Raw genomic sequence first — 19,528 nt, 5'->3', positions numbered from 1 at the left:
GCCAGCATTCTTCTTGGGATTTCCCAGGGCCCTCTGCTTGGCGAACCTTCATAATCACCCACAGGGGAGAGCCGCGTGCCCAACGTTGTCGCTAGGTATGCGGTCAGCGTATCGGCCGGTATTGTGGCCGCGATCACGTCCGGGTCAGTGAAGGGACGCAGCGATGGATTTCGGAGCATTGATGCCGGAGATCAACTCCGCGCGCATGTACGCCGGTCCGGGAGCAGGCCCGCTGGTGGCCGCCGCCGCTGCCTGGGACGCGCTGGCCGCCGAATTGAGCACGACGGCGTCGGCTTACCAGTCGATCGTCGAGGGTCTGGTCAGCGGTTCGTGGCACGGCCCGACGGCGGCATCGATGGCGGCGGCGGTTGCGCCGTACGTGTCGTGGATGAGCGCCAGTGCGGCGCAGGCCGAGCAGACCGCCAACCAGGCCAGGGCTGCGGTGGCCGCCTATGAGACGGCGTTCGCGGCCACCGTGCCGCCGCCGGTGATCGCCGCCAACCGCAGCCTGCTCGCGTCGCTGATCGCGACCAACGTCCTGGGCCAGAACACCCCGGCCATTGCCGCCACCGAGTTCCACTACGCCGAGATGTGGGCGCAGGACGCCGCCGCGATGTATGGCTACGCCGGCTCGTCGGCGGCCGCCAGCCAGCTGTCGCCGTTCACCCCGCCGCCGCACACCACCAACGCGGCGGGCATGGCCACCCAGTCCGCGGCAGTTGCCAAAGCCGCGGCCACCGCGGGCGCAAACACGCAATCGACGCTCTCCCAACTGGTTACGGCTACGCCGCAGGCGCTGCAGAACCTCACCTCGCCGATGGCGGCGGCGGCGGCGCCGGCGCAGGATCCGGTCACGTCGTTCCTGGACTTCATCACGGGGCCGACATCGCCCCTGTCGTATTTCCCGGTTGCCGGCGTGCCCTATCTGCTGGCCTTCCAGAACGTCCTGCTGCCGATGGCCGGGGAGAATCTCTCCGGAGCGCTCGCCAAGGCCTCGCCCGGGGCGGCCAGTGGCGGACTGCTGGCCGGCGAACTCGGTGCGGGCACCCATGCGGTGGGCAGCTCCGGTGTCATGCCGTCAGTTTCGGCGGGACTTGGGCGCGCCGGGCTGGTCGGCAAACTGGCGGTGCCACCGGGGTGGGCCAGCGCCGCGCCGGCGATCCGGCCGGCGGCGTTCGTGCTGCCGACCGCCAGCCTCGAAGCCGCGCCGGCAGTCATGGCCGACGGCTCCGGCAGCCTGTTCAGCCAGATGGCCCTATCGAGCCTCGCCGGGCGGGCGGTGGCCGGCACCGGCGGCAGCGTCGCCCGCTCCGTGGGCGGCGGCGCTGCCGGCTCCGTGGGTGGCGTCGAGACCGCCACGACGGCGACCATCATCGTGATACCGGAGTTGGACGAATGACCGTCCCATTAGATTTCGGAGCACTGACGCCGGAGGTCAACTCGGCACGCATCTACGCCGGTCCAGGGGCAGGTTCGATGGTGGCCGCGGCGGCCGCCTGGGACGGGCTGGCCGCAGAATTACGTTCCGCCGCAACGGCTTACGGCTCGACGGTCACCGGGCTGACTGGTCAAGCCTGGCAGGGCCCGTCGTCGGCCGCGATGGCGGCCGCGGCCGCACCGTACGCCGCGTGGATGAACGCCACCGCGGCCCAGGCCGAGCAGACCGCCATGCAGGCGAGGGCGGCGGCGGCGGCGTATGAGACCGCGTTCGCCGCGATGGTGCCGCCGCCGGTGATCGCGGCCAACCGCAGCCAGCTCGCGTCGCTGGTCGCGACCAACCTTTTCGGGCAGAACACCGTGGCGATCGCTGCGACCGAGGCGCAGTACAGCGAAATGTGGGCCCAGGATGCCGCCGCGATGTACAGCTACGCCGGGCAGTCGGCGGCCGCCTCACGGGTGACGCCGTTCAGCGCAGCACCGCAGACCACCAACCCCGGCGGGTTGGCCGCCCAGGCCGCTGCCGCCGGCCAGGCCGCCGGCTCGGCTGCGGGCACTCACGCCCAGTCCGCGCTCTCGCACGTCGTCACCACCGTGCCCCAGGCACTGCAGAGCATGGCGGCGCCCGCAGCGCCCGCGGCCCCGGCCGCGCCGTCGTTCTCGCAGCTCAGCGCCTATATCGAGGCAATCCCCAAGTTGATGTTGCCCGCCAACGACGTGCTGATCACCATCATCTTCGGCCTGGTCGCCGGCGTCAGGGCGGTCCAGTCCGGGGCGGCGGCCGCGGCCGCCGCGGCATCGGGGTCGCTGGCGGCGGGTCTGGGTTCGACGACGTCCGTCGCCGGCGTCGCTGCAGGTGCGGCCGCCTCTACGGTCTCGGCGGGCGTCGGCGAGGCGGGCTTCGTCGGAGCGCTGTCGGTGCCGCCCAGCTGGGCCGCGGCCACCCCGACGATCCGGCTGGCCGCCAGCGTCTTGCAGGGCACCGGCCTGGGCGCGGCTCCGGCCGTCGTCGCCGAGGGCACGGGTGGCCTGTTCAGCCAGCTGGCGCTGGCCGGCATGGCGGGCAGCGCCGTCGGGGCGGCGGCTCCGAAAGCGGTCAGCGGACCGGTCGGCAAAGTCGGCCGCCCGACGTCGGAGAACGACAAGAAAACCCCCGAGAAGCTCAAGCGTGTCCTTGCCGAGATGTCTCAGGCGCCGGAGTCGGTGCAGCACTGGCACACCAACGAGGCTCAGCTGGAGAGTCTGCTCGCGCAGTTGTCGACGAAGCCCGGCGTGCACGCGGTGCATGTGAAGAAGGGCAAGCCGCCCACATCACAGCCGATCTAGCCGTCGTCGGCGCGCCGTTGTCGTCGGAGTCGTCCACACTAGAGCGGGACGGCCGACACGACAGGGGAGCCGGGTAATGCAGACGCTGAGCATCGCCGATTTCGCGCTGCGGCTGGCCGTGGGCGTGGGGTGCGGCGCACTGATCGGGCTTGAACGCCAGTGGCGGGCGCGGATGGCCGGACTGCGGACCAATGCGCTGGTGGCCACCGGATCGACCTTGTTCGTGCTCTACGCCGTCGCCACCAACGACACCAGCCCCACCCGCGTCGCGTCCTATGTGGTGTCGGGCGTCGGCTTCCTCGGCGGCGGCGTCATCCTGCGCCACGGGTTCAACGTGCAGGGGCTCAATACCGCTGCGACACTGTGGTGTTCGGCCGCGGTTGGCGTGCTGGCCGCCGCCGGACACCTGTTGTTCGCCCTGATCGCCACCGGCACCATCGTGGGCATCCACCTGCTGGGCCGCCCGCTCGGGCACCTGATCGACCGCGACAATGTCGTCGAGCAAGACGAAGACCAGCAGCCTTATCAGCTTCAGCTGGTCTGTCGCCGCAAGTCGGAGAAGTATGCCCGCGCCCAGATCGTGCAGCGCACCAGCAGCAACGATCTCACGCTGCGCGGGATTCACACCGGGCGTGCCGCCGACGACAACATCACGCTGACCGCTTATCTGCTGGCCGACGGCCACGCGCCGTCGCGGCTCGAGCAACTCGTCGCCGAATTGTCGCTACAGCCGGGCGTCTACGCGGTGCACTGGTATGCCGGCGACCAGAGCGAGCCGATGCCGCCTGCGGCGCAATCGAATTAGCGGCCGAGCACCCGGCCGACCTCGGCCAGCGCGTCGGCCGCGCGCCGCCCGGGCAGAAACGCCCACATATGCACCGCGCCCGGGCGTTCGTGCCAGCCGATGTCGACGCCGTTGGCCGTCGCGCGGTCGTGGAAGGCGCGGGTATCCGGGTTGAGCACATCGTGCGTCCCGGTGAATATCGTCAGCTGCGGCAGGCCGGCAAGCGGCCCGACGCTGGGGCTGACCAGTGGATTGTCCAGCGAATCGCCGCCGGCGTAGCGGATTCCCGCGGCACGCAGGTCGTCGAGGTTGAGCAACGGGTCGATCGCGGCGACGGCCGGCACGTCGGGATCGGGCAGCCCGACGTGCACCCACGGCGAGAACAGCACAGCGTCGCTGGGCTGCGGCAACCCGGCGTCGCGCACCGCGTGACACAAGGCGAACGCCAGTCCGCCGCCTGCTGAATCACCCATGAACGCAATCGAATTCGGCTGCCGCGTGTCCAGCAGCCGCCGGTAGATCTGCAGCAGGAACGGGAACACGTCGCGGTAGGTGTGCTCGGGGGCAATCGGGTAGATCGGCACAGTCACGGTGCGCCGCAACGCATTGGCCAGCCCGGCGATCGCCGGCCAGTGAAACCGCGGCAGCAGGTCGAGCACGTAGGCCCCGCCGTGCAGATACAGCAGATGACCATTGAGCGGGCCGTCGCCGGCCAGCCGCGGGCGTACCTCGTACACCGGGCGGCCGTCGAGATCCGCACGCTCGACGCCGATTTTGCTCAGAACCCGCCTGGACGGCCATCCCGAGTAGGGCGGGCGCGGATGCGCGGCCCAGTGGTCGAGCTTTGCGACGGGAAACAGTCGGTTGCGCACCCCGGTGGCGCGGAGCAACCGCTGGGTAAGGGTGGGCCTGAGCGTGGGGTTCATCAGACCTCCTCTGGCGAGAAACCTCGGCATTTGTACAGGGCTGAGCGTCGTTAGCCATCCACGCGACGGGTTGTGCCGGTTGTCGGTCGCGGTGGATACGTTGCAGGTATGTCTCGGTTCCGATTGTTGCCAACGCCCGCTCAGCAGGCGGTGTTGTTGGAGCATTGCCGGCATGCGCGGTTCGTATGGAATTTAGCCGTCGAGCAGCAGCGGATGTGGCAACCAGGGCGTCCTGCCCCTGGGTATAACGAGCAATCGGCCCAGTTGACCGAGGTCCGCGCCGAATATGACTGGCTAGCGGCCGGATCGCAGACAGTGCAACAGCAGGCGCTACGTGACTTCGCCCAAGCCATGCGCAACTATTTCGCTGGCACCCATCGTCGCCCGACGTGGCGCAAGGCCGGCGTGCATGAGGGCTTCCGCCAGGTCGGGGTCAAGCCTCGCCATATCGAAAAGCTCAACCGGCGATACGGGCGAATATGGGTGCCCAAGGTCGGATGGGTCCGCTTACGACGGACTCGGGCGATGCCCGCGGAAATCAAGTCGTACCGCATTACGCAGGACCGGGCCGGCCGTTGGCATGTGGCCTTCGCGCACGTCCCCGACCCAATCCCGGGGCCAGGGAATGGCAGCGTGGTCGGCATCGACCGCGGGGTGGCGGTCTCGGCGGCACTGTCCACCGGAGAACTCCTGCACGCACCTGGACCGACCTCTGGTGAGCAGGCCCGGCTACGTCGCCTGCAGCAACGCCTGGCACGCGCCCAACATGGCTCCAATCGCCGCGCGCGCACCAAACTGGCGATAGCGAAACTCAAAGTGCGCGAAACGGATCGGCGACGCGACTGGGTCGAGAAGACCACGACTGATCTGGCGCGCCGGTTCGACACCATCCGTGTCGAGGACCTTGACGTGCGCGCGATGACTCGCTCCGCGCGCGGCACCCGTGAACAACCGGGTGTTCGCGTGGCCCAGAAACGGGGACTTAACCGTGCGATCAGAGGTCAAGGGTGGGGTCGGCTGGTCGCCCGGCTCGACCATAAAGCCGCGGGACGCATTGAACGCGTCTCGGCTGCATACACGTCGCAACGATGCTCTGTTTGTGTGCACGTCGCACCCGAAAACCGCAAGAGCCAAGCGGTCTTCGCGTGCGTGGCTTGCAAAGCGGGGCCGTGTAATGCCGACGTGAACGCGGCGCGCAACATCGCCGCCGGACGGGCGGTGCCAGCACAGGGAGACCTCGCCGCTGGGCGGTCTGTGAACTGTGAACCTCAACTCGGCTCTCTGCCTGAATAGGTAGATCGGGTTGGAATCCCCGGACTTAAGTCTGGGAGGACGTCAACAGCGATCAGTGTGGACCATGCGCAGGTCGGCCAGGGGGAGTGGGGCATACAGTGTGGGCTGTGAATGCGATCGCGGATTTCCTGTCCGTGCTGCCCGAGCAGATGCGCGACCCGGTGCTGTTCGCGATTCCGTTTTTCCTGCTGCTGCTGATCCTCGAGTGGACGGCGGCACGCAAACTCGAGCAGATCGAACGAGCTGACCGACCCGCGTCCGGCGCCTACCTCACCCGCGATTCGTGGGCGAGCATCTCAATGGGGCTGGTGTCGGTGGCCACCACGGCCGGGTGGAAGTTCGTGGCCCTGCTCGGTTATGCCGCGATCTACACGTATGTTGCGCCCTGGCATTTGTCGGCGACCCGCTGGTACACCTGGGTCATCGCGATCCTCGGCGTCGACCTGCTCTACTACTGCTATCACCGCATCGCCCATCGGGTCCGGCTGATCTGGGCCACCCATCAGGCGCACCATTCCAGCCAGTACTTCAACTTCGCCACCGCGCTACGCCAGAAATGGAACAACAGCGGTGAGATCCTGATGTGGATTCCGTTGCCGCTGTTGGGTATTCCGCCCTGGATGGTTTTCGTCAGCTTTTCGGTCAACCTGATCTACCAGTTCTGGGTGCATACCGAGCGAATCGACCGGATGTGGCGGCCTTTCGAATTCGTGTTCAACACCCCGTCGCATCATCGGGTGCATCACGGAATGGATCCGGAGTACCTGGACAAGAACTACGGCGGGATTCTGATCATCTGGGACCGGCTCTTCGGCAGCTTCTGCGCGGAGATGTTCCGCCCGCACTACGGGCTGACCAAGCAAGTCGACACGTTCAACATCTGGACACTGCAGACACACGAATATCTCGCGATAGCGCGCGATTTCCGGACGGCGACTAGGCTGCGTGATCGGCTGGGTTATGTGTTCGGGCCACCGGGTTGGGAGCCGGCGTGTTCACCCGGTGTTCGACCAAAGGTTGCGATTGCGGCGAGCCGAAACCGCCCGTAGCAAAAGCAAGATCAGTAAGCTCTGGCACGTCGTGCACATGCGACGAGGCCCGGTCGAACCTCGGCCGGACCGCGACGACGAGAAGGGAATGCCGTGGGAGACACGCTCACCGAAGGACAAAAGCTCGTTAAGGGAGAATCGCTCACTTCGAGCAACGGTGCCTACACGCTGACCTTGCAGGACGACGGCAACCTGGTGCTGGCGTCGCGCGGCAAGGCGATCTGGTCGACGGGTACCAATGGCCAGGACGTGGTGCGCGCCGAGGTGCAGCGAGATGGCAACTTCGTTGTCTACACCGCCGACAAACCGGTGTGGGCCAGCAACACCAAGGGCAAGAAGAACGTCAAGCTCGTTCTGCAGGACGACCGCAACCTGGTGCTCTACTCCGGCGACCAGGCGGCCTGGTCGACCAAGACCGAGACCGACGCGCCGCCGCCACCGGAGCCCGAAGCCGCTCAAGTGACACCCGCCGCCGAAGAGCCCATCCCGGCTCCGGCGCCGGAACCCGAACCCGCCCCGGAGCCCGAGCCGGCTGCGCGGACCTACACCGTGGAGTCCGGCGACACGCTGTGGGCCATCGCCGAGCGTTTCTACGGCGACGGCAGCAAATACCAGGCGATCGCCGACGCCAGCGGGATCTCCAACCCCGACCTGATCCAGCCCGGACAGGTGCTGACCATTCCCTGACCGCAGCCGACGGCGAGCGCGGCGGTTCTTCCCCGACCGGACGGGCCGCCGCGCCGTCCGTCGCTAACGTTTGGAAGCGGTGCGTCGATAACCTCACCAGCCGGCCGGCACCATGTCGGCCCCGACGGATTGGAGTCGACGGTGCGCTGCCATGCGTTTGCCGCGATGCTCACCGCCGCTGTGCTGGCGGCCGGATTGCCGCCGATGGTGGCCCACGCCGAGCCGGTAGCGGTGTTCCCGGGGATGGAGATCCACCAGGGCAATCACCTGTGCACGCTGGGCTATGTCGACCCCGCGTACCACATCGCGTTCACGGCCGGACATTGCCGCGGGGACGGTCCGGTGGTGACCGACAAGGACAACCACGTCATCGGTAATCTCGCGACGTTCCGGGACAACACGCCGAACGGCTCGACGGTGGCCACCGACCAGCAAATCACCGATTACGAGTCGATCGTGCTGGCCGGCGACGTCGCGGCGAACAACGTGCTGCCCGACGGACGCCCGCTGCAGTCCGATCCGGGTCTGACGGTCAAGCCCGGCGACCCCGTCTGCCACTTCGGGGTGGTCACCGGCGAAAGCTGCGGGACCGTCGAAAGCGTCAACAACGGCTGGTTCACGATGGGCAACGGCGTGGTCACCCAGAGGGGCGATTCGGGCGGACCCGTGTATTTGGGCGGCCCCGGGCCGGCCCGGATCGTCGGGATATTCAACAGCACGTGGGGTGACCTGCCCGCGGCGGTGTCCTGGCGGGTCACCTCGCAGCAGGTGCTCGAGGACGTCGGGGCCGCGCCGAGCTCACCCGCATAAACGTCTGCTACCGGGATCTGAAGAACACAAGAGCACCGATCTCTGTCGTGTCACACTTGGCCCGATGAGCACACGGCGCGAGTCGCGGGAGCGGATCGAGACGCAGATCATCGAGCTTGGCCGACGCCACCTGGTGGACCACGGCGCGGCCGGGCTGTCACTGCGTGCGATCGCCCGCGACCTGGGCATGGTGTCCTCGGCGGTGTACCGATACGTGTCGAGCCGCGAGCAGCTGCTGACCATGCTGTTGACCGACGCCCGTTCCGACCTGGCCGACGCCGTGGACCGGGCCCGCGACGCGATGCCCGAGCTGTGGAGCGACGACGTCATCGCGATCGCGCATGCGGCCCGCCGCTGGGCCCTCGCCCACCCGGCCGGCTGGGCGCTGCTGTACGGCAACCCGGCACCCGGACACCACACGCCGACCGAGGACACCGCACCCGGCAGCCGGGTGGTCGGCGCGTTGCTCGACGCCGTCGCGGCCGGAATCACCACGGGCGACATCGTTTTGACGAACGACCTTGCGCCGCAACCGATGTCGACCGATTTCGAACGTCTTCGCAACGAGTTCGGTTTTCCGGGCGACGATTCCGTCGTCGCCAAGTGTCTGGTGATCTGGGCCGGAGTGGTCGGCGCGATCAGCCTGGAGATGTTCGGGCAGTACGGCGCAACCAGGCTGACCGACCCGCAGGCGGTGTTCGATGCGCAGGTGCGCCTGCTGGTCGGCATGCTTACCCGGCACTGAATTAGAACGTGTTCAGCCCCGCCACGGCCGCAGGCTGGTGGCCGCGCGTGGCAACATCTTTCTGCCCGGGGCGGCGCTGGGCTATTCTGCGATGCGATGAGCCTTTCCTTCGAGACGCCGGTGCAGATCGCCTGGGTGACGCGTGACCTCGATGCCACAGAAACGGCTCTCACCGGCCTGTTAGGCGTCAAAAAGTGGGTCCGGATGCCGCAGGTGCACTTTGCCCCGGACGCCTGCAGCTACCACGGCGAGCCCGCCGACTTCGTCGCCAGCATCTCGCTTAGCTACCTCGGCGACATGCAGCTGGAGCTGATTCAGCCGCTCCGCGGCCCTAACATCTATAGTGACTTTCTGCGGGACAGCGGGCCCGGTCTGCACCACCTCTGCGTCGAGGCGGACAACGCCGAGCACTTTGCCGCGATGGTGGCCGCGGCAACCTCGCATGGCGCGACGGTGGCGCAGCAGGGCGTGATGCCGGGCGGTATGCGCTTCGCCTACGTGTCCGCCCCGCAAGCCGGTGTGCCGTTCGTCGAGATCGCGCACATCAGTGACGAGATCCGGCAGTTCTTCGACTACATCAAACAGGAGCAGCGGTGAGCGGTATGGACATACCTGCAACGGTCAACGCGGACGAGGTGTCGTCGTGGTCGGATGACGTCGACGTGGTGGTGATCGGCTTCGGCATCGCCGGTGGCTGCGCTGCGGTCAGTGCGGCCGCCGCCGGGGCGCGGGTGCTGGTGCTGGAGCGCGCCGCGGCGGCCGGTGGCACCACCGCGATGGCCGGCGGCCACTTCTATCTCGGCGGCGGAACCGCGGTCCAGCAGGCGACCGGCCATGCCGATTCGCCCGAGGAGATGTACAAGTATCTGGTCGCGGTGTCGCGCGAACCCGACCACGAGAAGATCCGCGCCTACTGCGAGGGCAGCGTCGAGCACTTCAACTGGTTGGAGGACTTGGGCTTTCAGTTCGAGCGCAGCTACTACCCGGAAAAGGCGGTGATCCAGCCCAACACCGAGGGGCTGATGTACACCGGCAACGAGAAGGTGTGGCCGTTCAAGGATCAAGCGGTGCCCGCGCCGCGCGGGCACAAGGTGCCGGTGCCGGGCGACACCGAAGGGGCAAAGCTGGTGATCGACCTGCTGCTCAAGCGGGCCGAAAACCTCGGTGTGCAAATCCGCTACGAAACCGGCGCGACGGGGTTGGTTCTCGACGGGTCGGGGACGGTGACCGGCGTGACGTGGAAGCAGTTCGCCGAAACCGGTGCGGTGCGGGCCAAGTCGGTGATCATCGCCGCGGGCGGGTTCGTGATGAACCCGGAGATGGTCGCGAAGTACACGCCGAAGTTGGCCGAAAAGCCGTTCGTGCTGGGCAATACCTACGATGACGGGCTCGGGATCCGGTTGGGGGTGTCGGCCGGCGGCGCCACGGCGCACATGGATCAGATCTTTATCACCGCGCCGGCGTATCCGCCGTCGATCCTGCTGACCGGGATCATCGTGAACAAACTGGGCAAGCGGTTCGTCGCCGAGGACTCCTACCATTCGCGTACTTCGGGTTTCGTGATGGACCAACCGGACAGCGCGGCGTTTTTGATCGTCGACGAGGCGCATCTGCGGCACCCGCAGGTACCGCTGGTCCCGCTGATCGATGGCTGGGAGACGGTACCGGAAATGGAAGCGGCGCTTGGTATTCCGGCGGGTAACCTGGTGGCGACGCTGGACCGCTACAACGAGTTCGCAGCCCGCGGCGAGGATCCTGATTTTCACAAGCAACCGGAATTCCTTGCGCCGCAAGACAAGGGGCCGTGGGGGGCGTTCGACCTGTCGCTGGGCAAGGCCATGTATGCCGGTTTCACCATCGGCGGGCTGGCCACCTCGGTGGACGGTCAGGTGTTGCGCGAGGACGGTACCGTCGTGCCCGGGCTGTACGCCGTCGGGGCGTGCGCTTCCAACATCGCCCAGGACGGCAAGGGATACGCCAGCGGTACACAGTTGGGCGAGGGATCGTTCTTCGGCCGCCGCGCCGGGACGCACGCAGCCCTGCGCGAGCTGACGTAAACGCCCTTGTTTCTCGGCGTGTCTGGGACTTTCGCGTCTGCTCGCGCAGACTGACTACACCCGAGCCGGCTCTTCCTCGACCCGGCTGAGCCGCCACCGGCCTTCGCCAAGCAACTGAAGACGATGGTCGTGATGCGGCTCGACGGTGCTGCGGTGGCTGACGCTGACCACGATCGTGTCGGGTAATTCGTTGCGCAGCAACTGATACATCGCCAACTCGAGGCCCTCGTCCATCGCCGAGGTGGCCTCGTCGAGGAACACCGCCTTGGGTTTGGTCAACAGCACCCGGGCGAACGCGATCCGCTGCTGTTCGCCGGGCGAGAGCACCTTCACCCAGTCCTGCTCCTCGTCGAGGCGGTCGACCAGATGCGGCAGAACGACTTTGACCAACATGTCGCGCAGCTGGTTGTCGGGAATCTCGCCGGACGAAGCAGGATAGGACACGACGGCACGCAAATCGCCCAGCGGCACATAGGGCAGCTGCGATAAGAACATCGTCTCGTTCTCGGCAGCCGGACGCCGCAATGTGCCCGACGCGTACGGCCACAGCTCGGCAAGACTGCGCAGCAGGGTCGTCTTGCCGCTGCCCGACGGCCCGGTGATCACCAACGCGTCGCCGACCGACAGATGTACGTCGAGAGACTCGATGAGCTGGTCCCCATCCGGCGTGCGGACCTCGACGCCTTCGATGTCGACGTCGCCGTCGGCGCTTGCAGCGGTGAAGATCTCGGGCAACTCGCGGGCTTTCTCGTCGGCATCGACCAGACCGTTCAGCCGGATGATCGCGGCGCGGTAGCTGGCGAACTGGTCATAGGCGTTGCGGAAGAACGACAGGCCGTCGTGAATGCTGCCGAACGCGGTCGCGGTCTGGGTGACGTCGCCGAACTTGATCTGGCCGGAGAACAGCCGCGGCGCTTGCAGCACCCAGGGCAGCGGCACGATCGCCTGGCTCACCGACAGGTTCCAGCCGGAGAACCCGATGGTCCGGTTCACGAATCGCAGGTAGTTGTCGATGATCGGCCGGAACCGCTCGGAGAGCTGCACTCGCTCGGCCCGCTCGCCGCGGTAGAAGCCGACGGCCTCGGCGGCGTCGCGCACCCGCACCAGCGCGTAGCGGAAGGCGGCGTTGGTGAGCTCGTTGCGGAAGCTGAGCCAGATCAGCGGACGGCCGATCCAGAACGCGATGACCGTCACGACCAAGACGTAGAGGATGACGATCCAGAACATCGCCCGCGGCATGCTGACGCCGAAGACGGTCAGCGTTCCGGACAGGTTCCACAGGATGGCCGTGAAGGAGATCACCGACAGCACCGACTGGACCGCGCCGAACAGCAAAGTGGTGGCGGTTCCGTTGGACGGCACGTTGGGAGTGGCTCCCACGCCGGTGGTGAACACGTCGATGTCTTGCTGGATGCGCTGGTCCGGGTTGTCGATCGTGGAATCGATGAAGCGGCCGCGGTAGTAGGACCGCCCGCCCAGCCAGTCGCCGGTGAGCCGGTCGGTCAGCCACACCCGCCACGCCACGATAAAGCGCTGGGTCAGGTAGATGTCGAGCATGACCCGGATCACGTGGAGCACCGCCATCAGGCTGAAGATCAGGATCGACATCCAAAAGCCATGCATCCCAGAGCGTTTCACGGCGTCGTCGCCGGTGGCCATGCCCTGCACCGCGGTTTGGATCGACGAGTTCAGGTCGTTGGCCTGGTAGCTGAACAACACGTTGAGACGCACGGCCACGATCACCGACAACAGCAGCACACCGAGCATGAGCCACACGGGGACGCTGTGCCGGCCGGTGAAATAGCCGCCGGTGATCCGCCAGAACTGATGACCCCACGGCGTGACGAAGCGCAGCACCACGAGCACCGCGACCACGCACGCGGCGGTGATCACCCACGCCAGGGCCACCCACGACAACGAATCCGTCAGGGCATGACCCCAATCGATGGACGGCTTGAACAACTCCACTACGCCTACCTTTGCCGACGAAACTTTTCCGCGAAGCTACCGCAACCGCCGTTAGGCTCGCCGGGTGAGCACCGAAGCCCCCAGCGCCACCCTGCACGCCGGGCAGCTGATCGCGCGCCGGCTGAAAGCCAGCGGCCTCGACACGGTCTTCACGCTGTCCGGCGGCCACCTGTTCTCGATCTACGACGGCTGCCGCAGTGAAGACATCCGGCTCATCGACACCCGGCACGAGCAGACCGCCACGTTTGCCGCCGAAGGCTGGTCGAAGGTGACGCGGCTGCCCGGTGTCGCGGCGCTGACCGCCGGCCCCGGCGTCACCAACGGGATGAGCGCGATGGCCGCCGCGCAGCAGAACGGCTCACCGCTGCTGGTGCTCGGCGGCCGCGCGCCGGCCGGGCGGTGGGGCATGGGATCGCTGCAGGAGATCGACCACGTGCCGTTCGTGGCGCCGCTGGCCCGGTTCGCGGCCACCGCGCAGTCAGCCGATGCGGTGTGCGGGCTCGTCGACGAGGCGCTGCGGGCCACGGTCACCGCGCCGTCGGGGGTGGCGTTCGTCGATTTCCCTATGGACCATGTGTTTTCGGTCGCAGAGGACGACAGGACCCCTGGCGCGCTGAGTACCTTGCCGTCGCCGCCGGCGCCCGACGGCGACGCTCTCGACCGGGCCGTGAGCTTGCTGGCCGGCGCGCAGCGGCCCGTGATCATGGCCGGCACCAACGTGTGGTGGGGCCACGCGGAAAACGCGCTGCTGCAACTGGTCGAGCAGCGCCGTATTCCGGTGCTGATGAACGGGATGGCGCGCGGCACGGTACCCGCCGACCACCCGATGGCGTTCTCGCGGGCACGCTCAAAAGCGTTGCGGGAGGCCGACGTTGCCGTGGTGCTTGGCGTGCCGATGGATTTCCGGCTCGGCTTCGGCGGGGTGTTCGGGCCGGAAACCCAGCTGATCGTGGCCGACCGCGTCGAGCCCGAGCGGGGGCACCCGCGGCCGATCGCGGCGGGGCTCTACGGCGACTTGTCGGCGATTCTGTCGGCGTTGAACGACACGACGCAGCCGGATCACGACGACTGGGTCACCGAACTCCGGTCGGCCGAGACCGCCGCCCGCGATGCCGAAAAGGCCGAACTGGCCGACGACCGCGCTCCGCTGCACCCGATGCGGGTATACGCCGAACTGGCCCCGCTGCTGGACCGCGACGCGATCGTCGTCGTCGACGCCGGCGACTTCGGCTCGTACGCCGGCCGGGTGATCGACAGTTACGTACCCGGCGCCTGGCTGGACAGCGGCCCGTTCGGCTGTCTCGGCTCCGGGCCCGGCTACGCGCTGGCCGCCAAGCTGGCCCGGCCCGACCGCCAGGTGGTGCTGCTGCAGGGCGACGGCGCATTCGGGTTTTCCGGCATGGAATGGGACACGCTGGTCCGCCACGACGTGCAGGTGGTCTCGGTGGTCGGCAACAACGGCATCTGGGCGCTGGAAAAGCACCCGATGGAAGCGCTGTACGGCTATTCGGTGGTGGCCGAACTGCGGCCGGGCACCCGCTACGACGAGGTGGTGCATGCGTTGGGCGGCCACGGCGAGCTGGTGTCGACGCCCGCCGAGCTCCGGCCCGCCCTCGAGCGCGCGTTCGGCAGCGGGCTGCCCGCCGTCGTCAACGTGCTGACCGACCCGGCCGTGGCCTACCCGCGCCGCTCCAACCTGGCGTGATGGAAGTCCGGCTGCACGACTCGCTCGACGACTTCCGCGCTGCCGCAGAAGCGATGTATCACCGGGATCCGGTGATATTCACCGTCGAGCTGACGCTCCTGAATGGCGCTCGGCGACCAATCGATCCGCTGTTGCTCACGGTGTGGGAAGGCTCGAAACCCTGCGGCGCGGCGATGCAGACCCCGCCATACCCGCTGTTGTGCAGCGGTTTAGGCGAGGAATCGATCGATGCCACCGTCACCGAGCTTGCGCGGGTGCGACCGGAATTGGTCGGGGTACGCGGAATACGGTCCACCGCAATGCAATTCGCACAAGTCTGGCAAAAGGCCACGGGGCGCGTCGGCACGATCACCACCGAGGAACGGCTCCATAAGTTGGGCGTGCTGCGCCCGCCCGTGGGCGTCGGCGGCATGCACCGGGCGGCCACCGGCGATGACGACGATCTGCTCGACAGGTGGCTTGACGATTTTCATGCCGAGGCATTGGGCAATACGCCGCGCGGGCCGCGCGGGAAAGCCTCCGCGCTGCTGTGGAGCGTCGACGGAGCACCAGTTAGCACGGCGATGGTCACCGCCCCTGCGGCCGGGACGGCAAGGATCGGACCGGTGTACACACCACCGGCACACCGTGGTAACGGATACGGCTCGGCGATCACTGCTGCGGCCGCGCGATGGGCGCTGGACGTCGGGGCCGCCGACGTCGTGCTGTTCACCGACCTGGCCAACCCGGTTTCCAATGCGATCTACCGGCGGATCGGCTTCGAGCCGGTGTCCGATTCGGTGCGTATCGACTTCGGCCCGAGGATGTGACGCGCCTGCGCGGGCACCGCGTAACGTTGTGCTGTGCCGAAGACCACCAGCGCCAAACCCGGTCGGCTGAGCAGCAGATTCTGGCAACTGCTCGGCGCCAGCACGGAGAAGAACCAAAGCCGTTCGCTCGCCGAGGTACAAGCCTCGGACGAGTACGACGAGAAGGCCGCCGGCCTCGACGACCAGCAGCTACGCAAAGCCGCCGGGCTGCTCAAACTCGACGACCTCGCCGAGTCGAAAGACATCCCGCAGTTCCTGGCCATCGCCCGCGAAGCCGCCGAGCGCTCCACCGGGCTACGGCCCTTTGACGTGCAGCTGCTCGGCGCGCTGCGCATGCTGGCCGGCGACGTGATCGAAATGGCCACCGGCGAAGGCAAAACCCTGGCCGGGGCCATCGCGGCTGCCGGCTATGCGCTGGCCGGCCGGCACGTGCACGTCGTCACGATCAACGACTACCTGGCTCGCCGCGACGCCGAATGGATGGGCCCGCTGATCAAGGCGCTGGGGCTGACGGTCGGCTGGATCACCGCCGAGTCGACCGCCGAACAACGACGCGAGGCCTACCAGTGCGACGTCACCTACGCCTCGGTCAACGAGATCGGCTTCGATGTGCTGCGCGATCAGCTGGTCACCGACGTCGCCGACCTGGTGTCGCCCAACCCCGACGTGGCCCTGATCGACGAGGCCGACTCGGTGCTGGTCGACGAGGCTCTGGTGCCGCTGGTTTTGGCCGGGACCACCCATCGGGAGACGCCTCGGCTGGAGATCATCCGGCTCGTCGGCGAGCTGCATCCGGGCAAGCACTACGAGACCGACTCCGACAGCCGCAACGTGCATCTGACCGAGGACGGCGCGCGCTACGTCGAGGCCAAGCTCGGCGGCATCGACCTGTACTCCGAGGAGCACGTCGCCACCACGCTCACCGAGGTCAACGTGGCGCTGCATGCTCACGTGCTGCTGCAGCGCGACGTGCACTACATCGTGCGCGACGACGCCGTGCACCTGATCAACGCCTCCCGCGGGCGCATCGCCCAGCTGCAGCGCTGGCCCGACGGGCTGCAGGCCGCCGTCGAGGCCAAGGAGGGCATCGAGACCACCGAGACCGGCGAGGTGCTCGACACCATCACCGTGCAGGCCCTGATCAACCGGTACGAAACGGTGTGCGGCATGACCGGCACTGCGCTAGCAGCCGGGGAGCAGCTGCGCCAGTTCTACAAGCTCGGCGTGTCGCCAATTCCACCGAACACCCCCAACATTCGCGAAGACGAAGCCGACCGGGTGTACATCACCGCGGCCGCCAAGAACGACGCGGTCGTCGCGCACATCATCGAGGTGCACGAGACCGGGCAGCCGGTGCTGGTGGGCACCCGCGACGTTGCCGAATCCGAGGAGCTGCACGAGCGGCTGCTGCGCCGCGGCGTGCCCGCGGTGGTGCTCAACGCGAAAAACGACGCCGAGGAGGCCAGGGTGATCGCCGAGGCCGGCAAGCTCGGCGCGGTGACGGTGTCGACCCAGATGGCCGGCCGCGGCACCGATATCCGGCTGGGCGGCTCCGACGAGGCCGACCACGAGAAGGTCGTCGAGCTGGGCGGGCTGCACGTGATCGGCACCGGACGGCACAACACCGAACGGCTGGACAACCAGCTGCGTGGCCGCGCCGGGCGGCAGGGCGACCCGGGTTCGACGGTGTTCTTCTCCAGCTGGGAAGACGACGTCGTCGCCGCCAACCTCGAACCGAACAAGCTGCCGACCCAGACCGACGACGACGGCCGCATCACCAGCCCCAAGGCGGCCGGGCTGCTGGACCACGCCCAGCGCGTCGCCGAAGGCCGGATGCTCGACGTGCACGCCAACACCTGGCGCTACAACCAGCTGATCGCCCAGCAGCGCGCGATCATCGTCGAGCGGCGAAACACGTTGCTGTCCACCGCAACTGCACGCGAAGAGCTTGCCGAGCTGGCGCCCGAACGCTACGAAGAGCTGTCGAAAACGCTCTCCGAAGAACAGCTGGAGAAGATCTGCCGGCTGATCATGCTCTACCACCTCGACCGCGGCTGGGCCGACCATCTGGCCTATCTGGCGGACATCCGGGAGAGCATCCACCTGCGGGCGCTGGGCCGGCAGAACCCGCTCGACGAATTTCACCGGATGGCCGTCGACGCGTTCGCGTCGCTGGCCGCCGACGCGATCGAGGCCGCCCAGCAGACCTTCGAAACCTCCCCGGCGATCGAGGAGGAGCCCGGCGTGGATCTGTCGAAGCTGGCGCGGCCCACGTCGACGTGGACCTACATGGTGCACGACAACCCGCTGGCCGACGACACGCTTTCCGCGCTGAGCCTGCCGGGGGTGTTCAGATAGCCCGGCGACGATGCAGAGCGCGGGAGCGCGATGAGGAGGAGCAGGGCAATTCGGCTAGGGTCACGGCTCATGGAGCCCGCAGGCGCGCGCGATCGGGTCCTGACCGTGCCCAACGTCCTGAGCGCGATCCGGCTGGCGCTGATCCCGGTGTTCTACTACCTGTTGCTGGTGGCGCACGCCGACGGCTGGGCGGTGGCCATCCTGATGTTCAGCGGCGCGTCGGACTGGGCCGACGGCAAGATCGCCCGGCTGCTGAACCAGTCGTCGCGGCTGGGGGCGTTGCTCGACCCCGCGGTCGACCGGCTCTACATGGTGACCATCCCGATCGCGTTCGGGCTGCGCGGCATCGTGCCGTGGTGGATCATCGCGGTGCTGTTCGCGCGCGACGCGCTGCTGGCCGCCGAGCTGCCGGTGCTGCGCACCCGCGGGTTCACCGCGCTGCCCGTGTTGTACATCGGCAAGGCCGCGACGTTCGCGTTGATGTCGGCCTTTCCGCTGATTCTGTTGGGACAGTGGGACGCGCAGTGGAGCCGGGTAGTGCTGGCCTGCGGCTGGGCGTTTTTGATCTGGGGCCTCTACATGTACCTGTGGTCGTTCGTGCTGTACGTGGCCCAGATGGTTCTGGTGGTCCGCCGACTGCCCAGGGTGCACGCACATGGGTAACCCGTCGCTCGGCGGCTACGACCCCGACGCCGGCCGCAACGTCCACGAGGCAGGGCGGCCGCAGGTCATCCCGGTGCCGTCGCTGCTGCGGGCTCTGCTCTCCGAGCACCTGGACCCCGGTTACGCGGCGGCGGCCGCCCGCCGGGAAAGCGGGGATGCGCCGCGACGGCGAGTCGCCGGCTGGGTGTGGCAGGCGCTGGCGGCGCTGTTGGTGGCGGCGGTGTTCGCCGCCGCCGTCGCGCAGGCCCGCCTGGTGGCGCCCGGCGTGAGCGCCGCCCAACAGGTGCTGCTGCGCAATGTGCGCGCCGAGGAGACATCCACCAGCGGCCTGACCGCGCACCGCAACGCGCTGGCCGCGCAGGTCGATGACATCCAGCGCCGCGCGCTCGTCGACGACGCCGAAGGTCGGCGGCTGCTGGCCAGCCTCGACGCGTTGAGCCTGGCCGCAGCCAGCGGGCCGGTGATCGGTCCGGGGCTCGCCGTCACAGTGACCGACCCGGGCGCCGGCCCCAACCTCTCCGACGTCTCCAAGCAGCGGGTCGCCGGCAGCCGCCAGATCATCCTCGACCGCGACCTGCAACTCGTCGTGAACTCGTTGTGGGCCAGCGGCGCCGAGGCGATCGCCGTCGGCGGCGTGAGGATCGGGCCCAACGTGACCATCCGGCAGGCAGGCGGCGCGATCCTGGTCGACAATAATCCGGTCGGCAGCCCGTACACGATCCTCGCGGTGGGGCCGCCGCACGCCATGCAGGATGTCTTCGACCGCAGCCCGGGCCTGCACCGCCTGCGGCTGCTGGAGGCCTCGTATGGTGTGGGTGTCAACGTGAGTGCCCGCGACGGGCTCACGTTGCCCGCCGGTGCGGTCCGAGATGTCAAGTTCGCCAAACAGATTGGGGCGTAGTGGCAGAAAT

At 67.9% G+C, this 19,528-nt stretch carries 17 protein-coding genes; 15 read left to right on the top strand and 2 right to left on the bottom strand.

All coding sequences use genetic code 11. From position 1 onward, the window contains the following. Positions 1-163 precede the first annotated feature (163 nt). The 3 genes from MFM001_RS18500 (at position 164) to MFM001_RS18490 (ending at position 3,568) form a co-directional block, all read left to right on the top strand. A complete protein-coding gene (locus MFM001_RS18500; protein WP_116376728.1) occupies positions 164-1,399 on the top strand; it encodes a PPE family protein in 1,236 nt (411 codons plus the stop codon). Continuing rightward, positions 1,396-2,763 (top strand): PPE family protein, encoded by a 1,368-nt coding sequence (locus tag MFM001_RS18495; RefSeq protein WP_116376727.1) that lies wholly within the window; start codon positions 1,396-1,398, stop codon positions 2,761-2,763. Before MFM001_RS18500 ends, MFM001_RS18495 begins: the two co-directional genes overlap by 4 nt. 76 nt (positions 2,764-2,839) lie before the next feature. Next, the gene (locus MFM001_RS18490) at positions 2,840-3,568 is read left to right on the top strand and encodes an MgtC/SapB family protein (protein ID WP_116376726.1); all 729 of its coding nucleotides are present in this window, start codon (positions 2,840-2,842) and stop codon (positions 3,566-3,568) included. Here the strand turns inward: MFM001_RS18490 and MFM001_RS18485 are convergent. After that, positions 3,565-4,473, bottom strand: a complete 909-nt coding sequence (locus tag MFM001_RS18485; protein WP_160118026.1) for an alpha/beta hydrolase fold domain-containing protein — start codon at positions 4,471-4,473, stop codon at positions 3,565-3,567. The genes MFM001_RS18490 and MFM001_RS18485 overlap by 4 nt on opposite strands. 108 nt (positions 4,474-4,581) lie before the next feature. On the opposite strand from MFM001_RS18485, the gene MFM001_RS18480 reads away from it, so the two are divergent. The 7 genes from MFM001_RS18480 to MFM001_RS18450 all read left to right on the top strand — a co-directional run bounded on the left by MFM001_RS18480 (position 4,582) and on the right by MFM001_RS18450 (position 11,114). Next, positions 4,582-5,766, top strand: coding sequence for an RNA-guided endonuclease TnpB family protein (locus tag MFM001_RS18480; protein ID WP_116376790.1), 1,185 nt, complete (start codon positions 4,582-4,584; stop codon positions 5,764-5,766). Between the two features lie 107 nt (positions 5,767-5,873). Then, positions 5,874-6,815 (top strand): sterol desaturase family protein, encoded by a 942-nt coding sequence (locus tag MFM001_RS18475; RefSeq protein ID WP_192886985.1) that lies wholly within the window; start codon positions 5,874-5,876, stop codon positions 6,813-6,815. Positions 6,816-6,908: 93 nt separating this feature from the next. Continuing rightward, positions 6,909-7,502: a LysM peptidoglycan-binding domain-containing protein gene (locus MFM001_RS18470; RefSeq protein ID WP_116376724.1), complete on the top strand. Its 594-nt coding sequence runs from the start codon at positions 6,909-6,911 to the stop codon at positions 7,500-7,502. Positions 7,503-7,667: 165 nt separating this feature from the next. Further along, positions 7,668-8,312 (top strand): hypothetical protein, encoded by a 645-nt coding sequence (locus MFM001_RS18465; protein WP_116376788.1) that lies wholly within the window; start codon positions 7,668-7,670, stop codon positions 8,310-8,312. A gap of 64 nt (positions 8,313-8,376) precedes the next feature. Beyond that, positions 8,377-9,057 carry a TetR/AcrR family transcriptional regulator gene (locus MFM001_RS18460; protein ID WP_116376723.1) on the top strand — a complete coding sequence of 227 codons (681 nt, stop codon included), beginning with the start codon at positions 8,377-8,379 and terminating at the stop codon, positions 9,055-9,057. Between the two features lie 96 nt (positions 9,058-9,153). Beyond that, positions 9,154-9,654, top strand: coding sequence for a VOC family protein (locus MFM001_RS18455; protein ID WP_116376722.1), 501 nt, complete (start codon positions 9,154-9,156; stop codon positions 9,652-9,654). Between the two features lie 5 nt (positions 9,655-9,659). Continuing rightward, positions 9,660-11,114, top strand: coding sequence for an FAD-binding protein (locus MFM001_RS18450; RefSeq protein ID WP_116376721.1), 1,455 nt, complete (start codon positions 9,660-9,662; stop codon positions 11,112-11,114). Between the two features lie 54 nt (positions 11,115-11,168). Here the strand turns inward: MFM001_RS18450 and MFM001_RS18445 are convergent, their stop codons facing one another. Then, positions 11,169-13,082: an ABC transporter ATP-binding protein/permease gene (locus tag MFM001_RS18445; RefSeq protein ID WP_116376720.1), complete on the bottom strand. Its 1,914-nt coding sequence runs from the start codon at positions 13,080-13,082 to the stop codon at positions 11,169-11,171. A 64-nt stretch (positions 13,083-13,146) separates the two neighbouring features. Between MFM001_RS18445 and MFM001_RS18440 the strand changes: the two genes are divergently transcribed. The 5 genes from MFM001_RS18440 to MFM001_RS18420 all read left to right on the top strand — a co-directional run bounded on the left by MFM001_RS18440 (position 13,147) and on the right by MFM001_RS18420 (position 19,518). After that, positions 13,147-14,787, top strand: a complete 1,641-nt coding sequence (locus MFM001_RS18440; protein WP_116376719.1) for an acetolactate synthase — start codon at positions 13,147-13,149, stop codon at positions 14,785-14,787. Continuing rightward, complete coding sequence (locus MFM001_RS18435) at positions 14,787-15,596, top strand: GNAT family N-acetyltransferase (protein ID WP_116376718.1); 810 nt, start codon at positions 14,787-14,789, stop codon at positions 15,594-15,596. The genes MFM001_RS18440 and MFM001_RS18435 overlap by 1 nt, the downstream gene beginning before the upstream one ends. 33 nt (positions 15,597-15,629) lie before the next feature. Next, positions 15,630-17,954 (top strand): accessory Sec system translocase SecA2, encoded by a 2,325-nt coding sequence (gene secA2 / locus MFM001_RS18430; protein WP_116376717.1) that lies wholly within the window; start codon positions 15,630-15,632, stop codon positions 17,952-17,954. 69 nt (positions 17,955-18,023) lie between these two features. Continuing rightward, positions 18,024-18,617, top strand: a complete 594-nt coding sequence (locus MFM001_RS18425; RefSeq protein WP_116376716.1) for a CDP-alcohol phosphatidyltransferase family protein — start codon at positions 18,024-18,026, stop codon at positions 18,615-18,617. After that, positions 18,610-19,518 (top strand): DUF881 domain-containing protein, encoded by a 909-nt coding sequence (locus MFM001_RS18420; RefSeq protein ID WP_116376715.1) that lies wholly within the window; start codon positions 18,610-18,612, stop codon positions 19,516-19,518. The genes MFM001_RS18425 and MFM001_RS18420 overlap by 8 nt, the downstream gene beginning before the upstream one ends. Positions 19,519-19,528: the final 10 nt, after the last annotated feature.

It is taken from the genome of Mycobacterium sp. MFM001, from assembly GCF_003402475.1.
GTDB lineage: Bacteria > Actinomycetota > Actinomycetes > Mycobacteriales > Mycobacteriaceae > Mycobacterium.
Note: the sequence above shows the minus strand (reverse complement) of the source record. Positions and strands in the feature narration are given on the sequence as shown.

Excerpts from the sequence above, each read along its gene's own strand:
- MFM001_RS18500 (WP_116376728.1), top strand. The coding sequence starts at position 164 with ATGGATTTCGGAGCATTGATGCCGGAGATCAACTCCGCGCGCATGTAC.
- MFM001_RS18495 (WP_116376727.1), top strand. The coding sequence starts at position 1,396 with ATGACCGTCCCATTAGATTTCGGAGCACTGACGCCGGAGGTCAACTCG.
- MFM001_RS18490 (WP_116376726.1), top strand. The coding sequence starts at position 2,840 with ATGCAGACGCTGAGCATCGCCGATTTCGCGCTGCGGCTGGCCGTGGGC.
- MFM001_RS18485 (WP_160118026.1), bottom strand. The coding sequence starts at position 4,473 with ATGAACCCCACGCTCAGGCCCACCCTTACCCAGCGGTTGCTCCGCGCC.
- MFM001_RS18480 (WP_116376790.1), top strand. The coding sequence starts at position 4,582 with ATGTCTCGGTTCCGATTGTTGCCAACGCCCGCTCAGCAGGCGGTGTTG.
- MFM001_RS18465 (WP_116376788.1), top strand. The coding sequence starts at position 7,668 with ATGCTCACCGCCGCTGTGCTGGCGGCCGGATTGCCGCCGATGGTGGCC.
- MFM001_RS18460 (WP_116376723.1), top strand. The coding sequence starts at position 8,377 with ATGAGCACACGGCGCGAGTCGCGGGAGCGGATCGAGACGCAGATCATC.
- MFM001_RS18455 (WP_116376722.1), top strand. The coding sequence starts at position 9,154 with ATGAGCCTTTCCTTCGAGACGCCGGTGCAGATCGCCTGGGTGACGCGT.
- MFM001_RS18450 (WP_116376721.1), top strand. The coding sequence starts at position 9,660 with ATGGACATACCTGCAACGGTCAACGCGGACGAGGTGTCGTCGTGGTCG.
- MFM001_RS18435 (WP_116376718.1), top strand. The coding sequence starts at position 14,787 with ATGGAAGTCCGGCTGCACGACTCGCTCGACGACTTCCGCGCTGCCGCA.
- MFM001_RS18425 (WP_116376716.1), top strand. The coding sequence starts at position 18,024 with ATGGAGCCCGCAGGCGCGCGCGATCGGGTCCTGACCGTGCCCAACGTC.
- MFM001_RS18420 (WP_116376715.1), top strand. The coding sequence starts at position 18,610 with ATGGGTAACCCGTCGCTCGGCGGCTACGACCCCGACGCCGGCCGCAAC.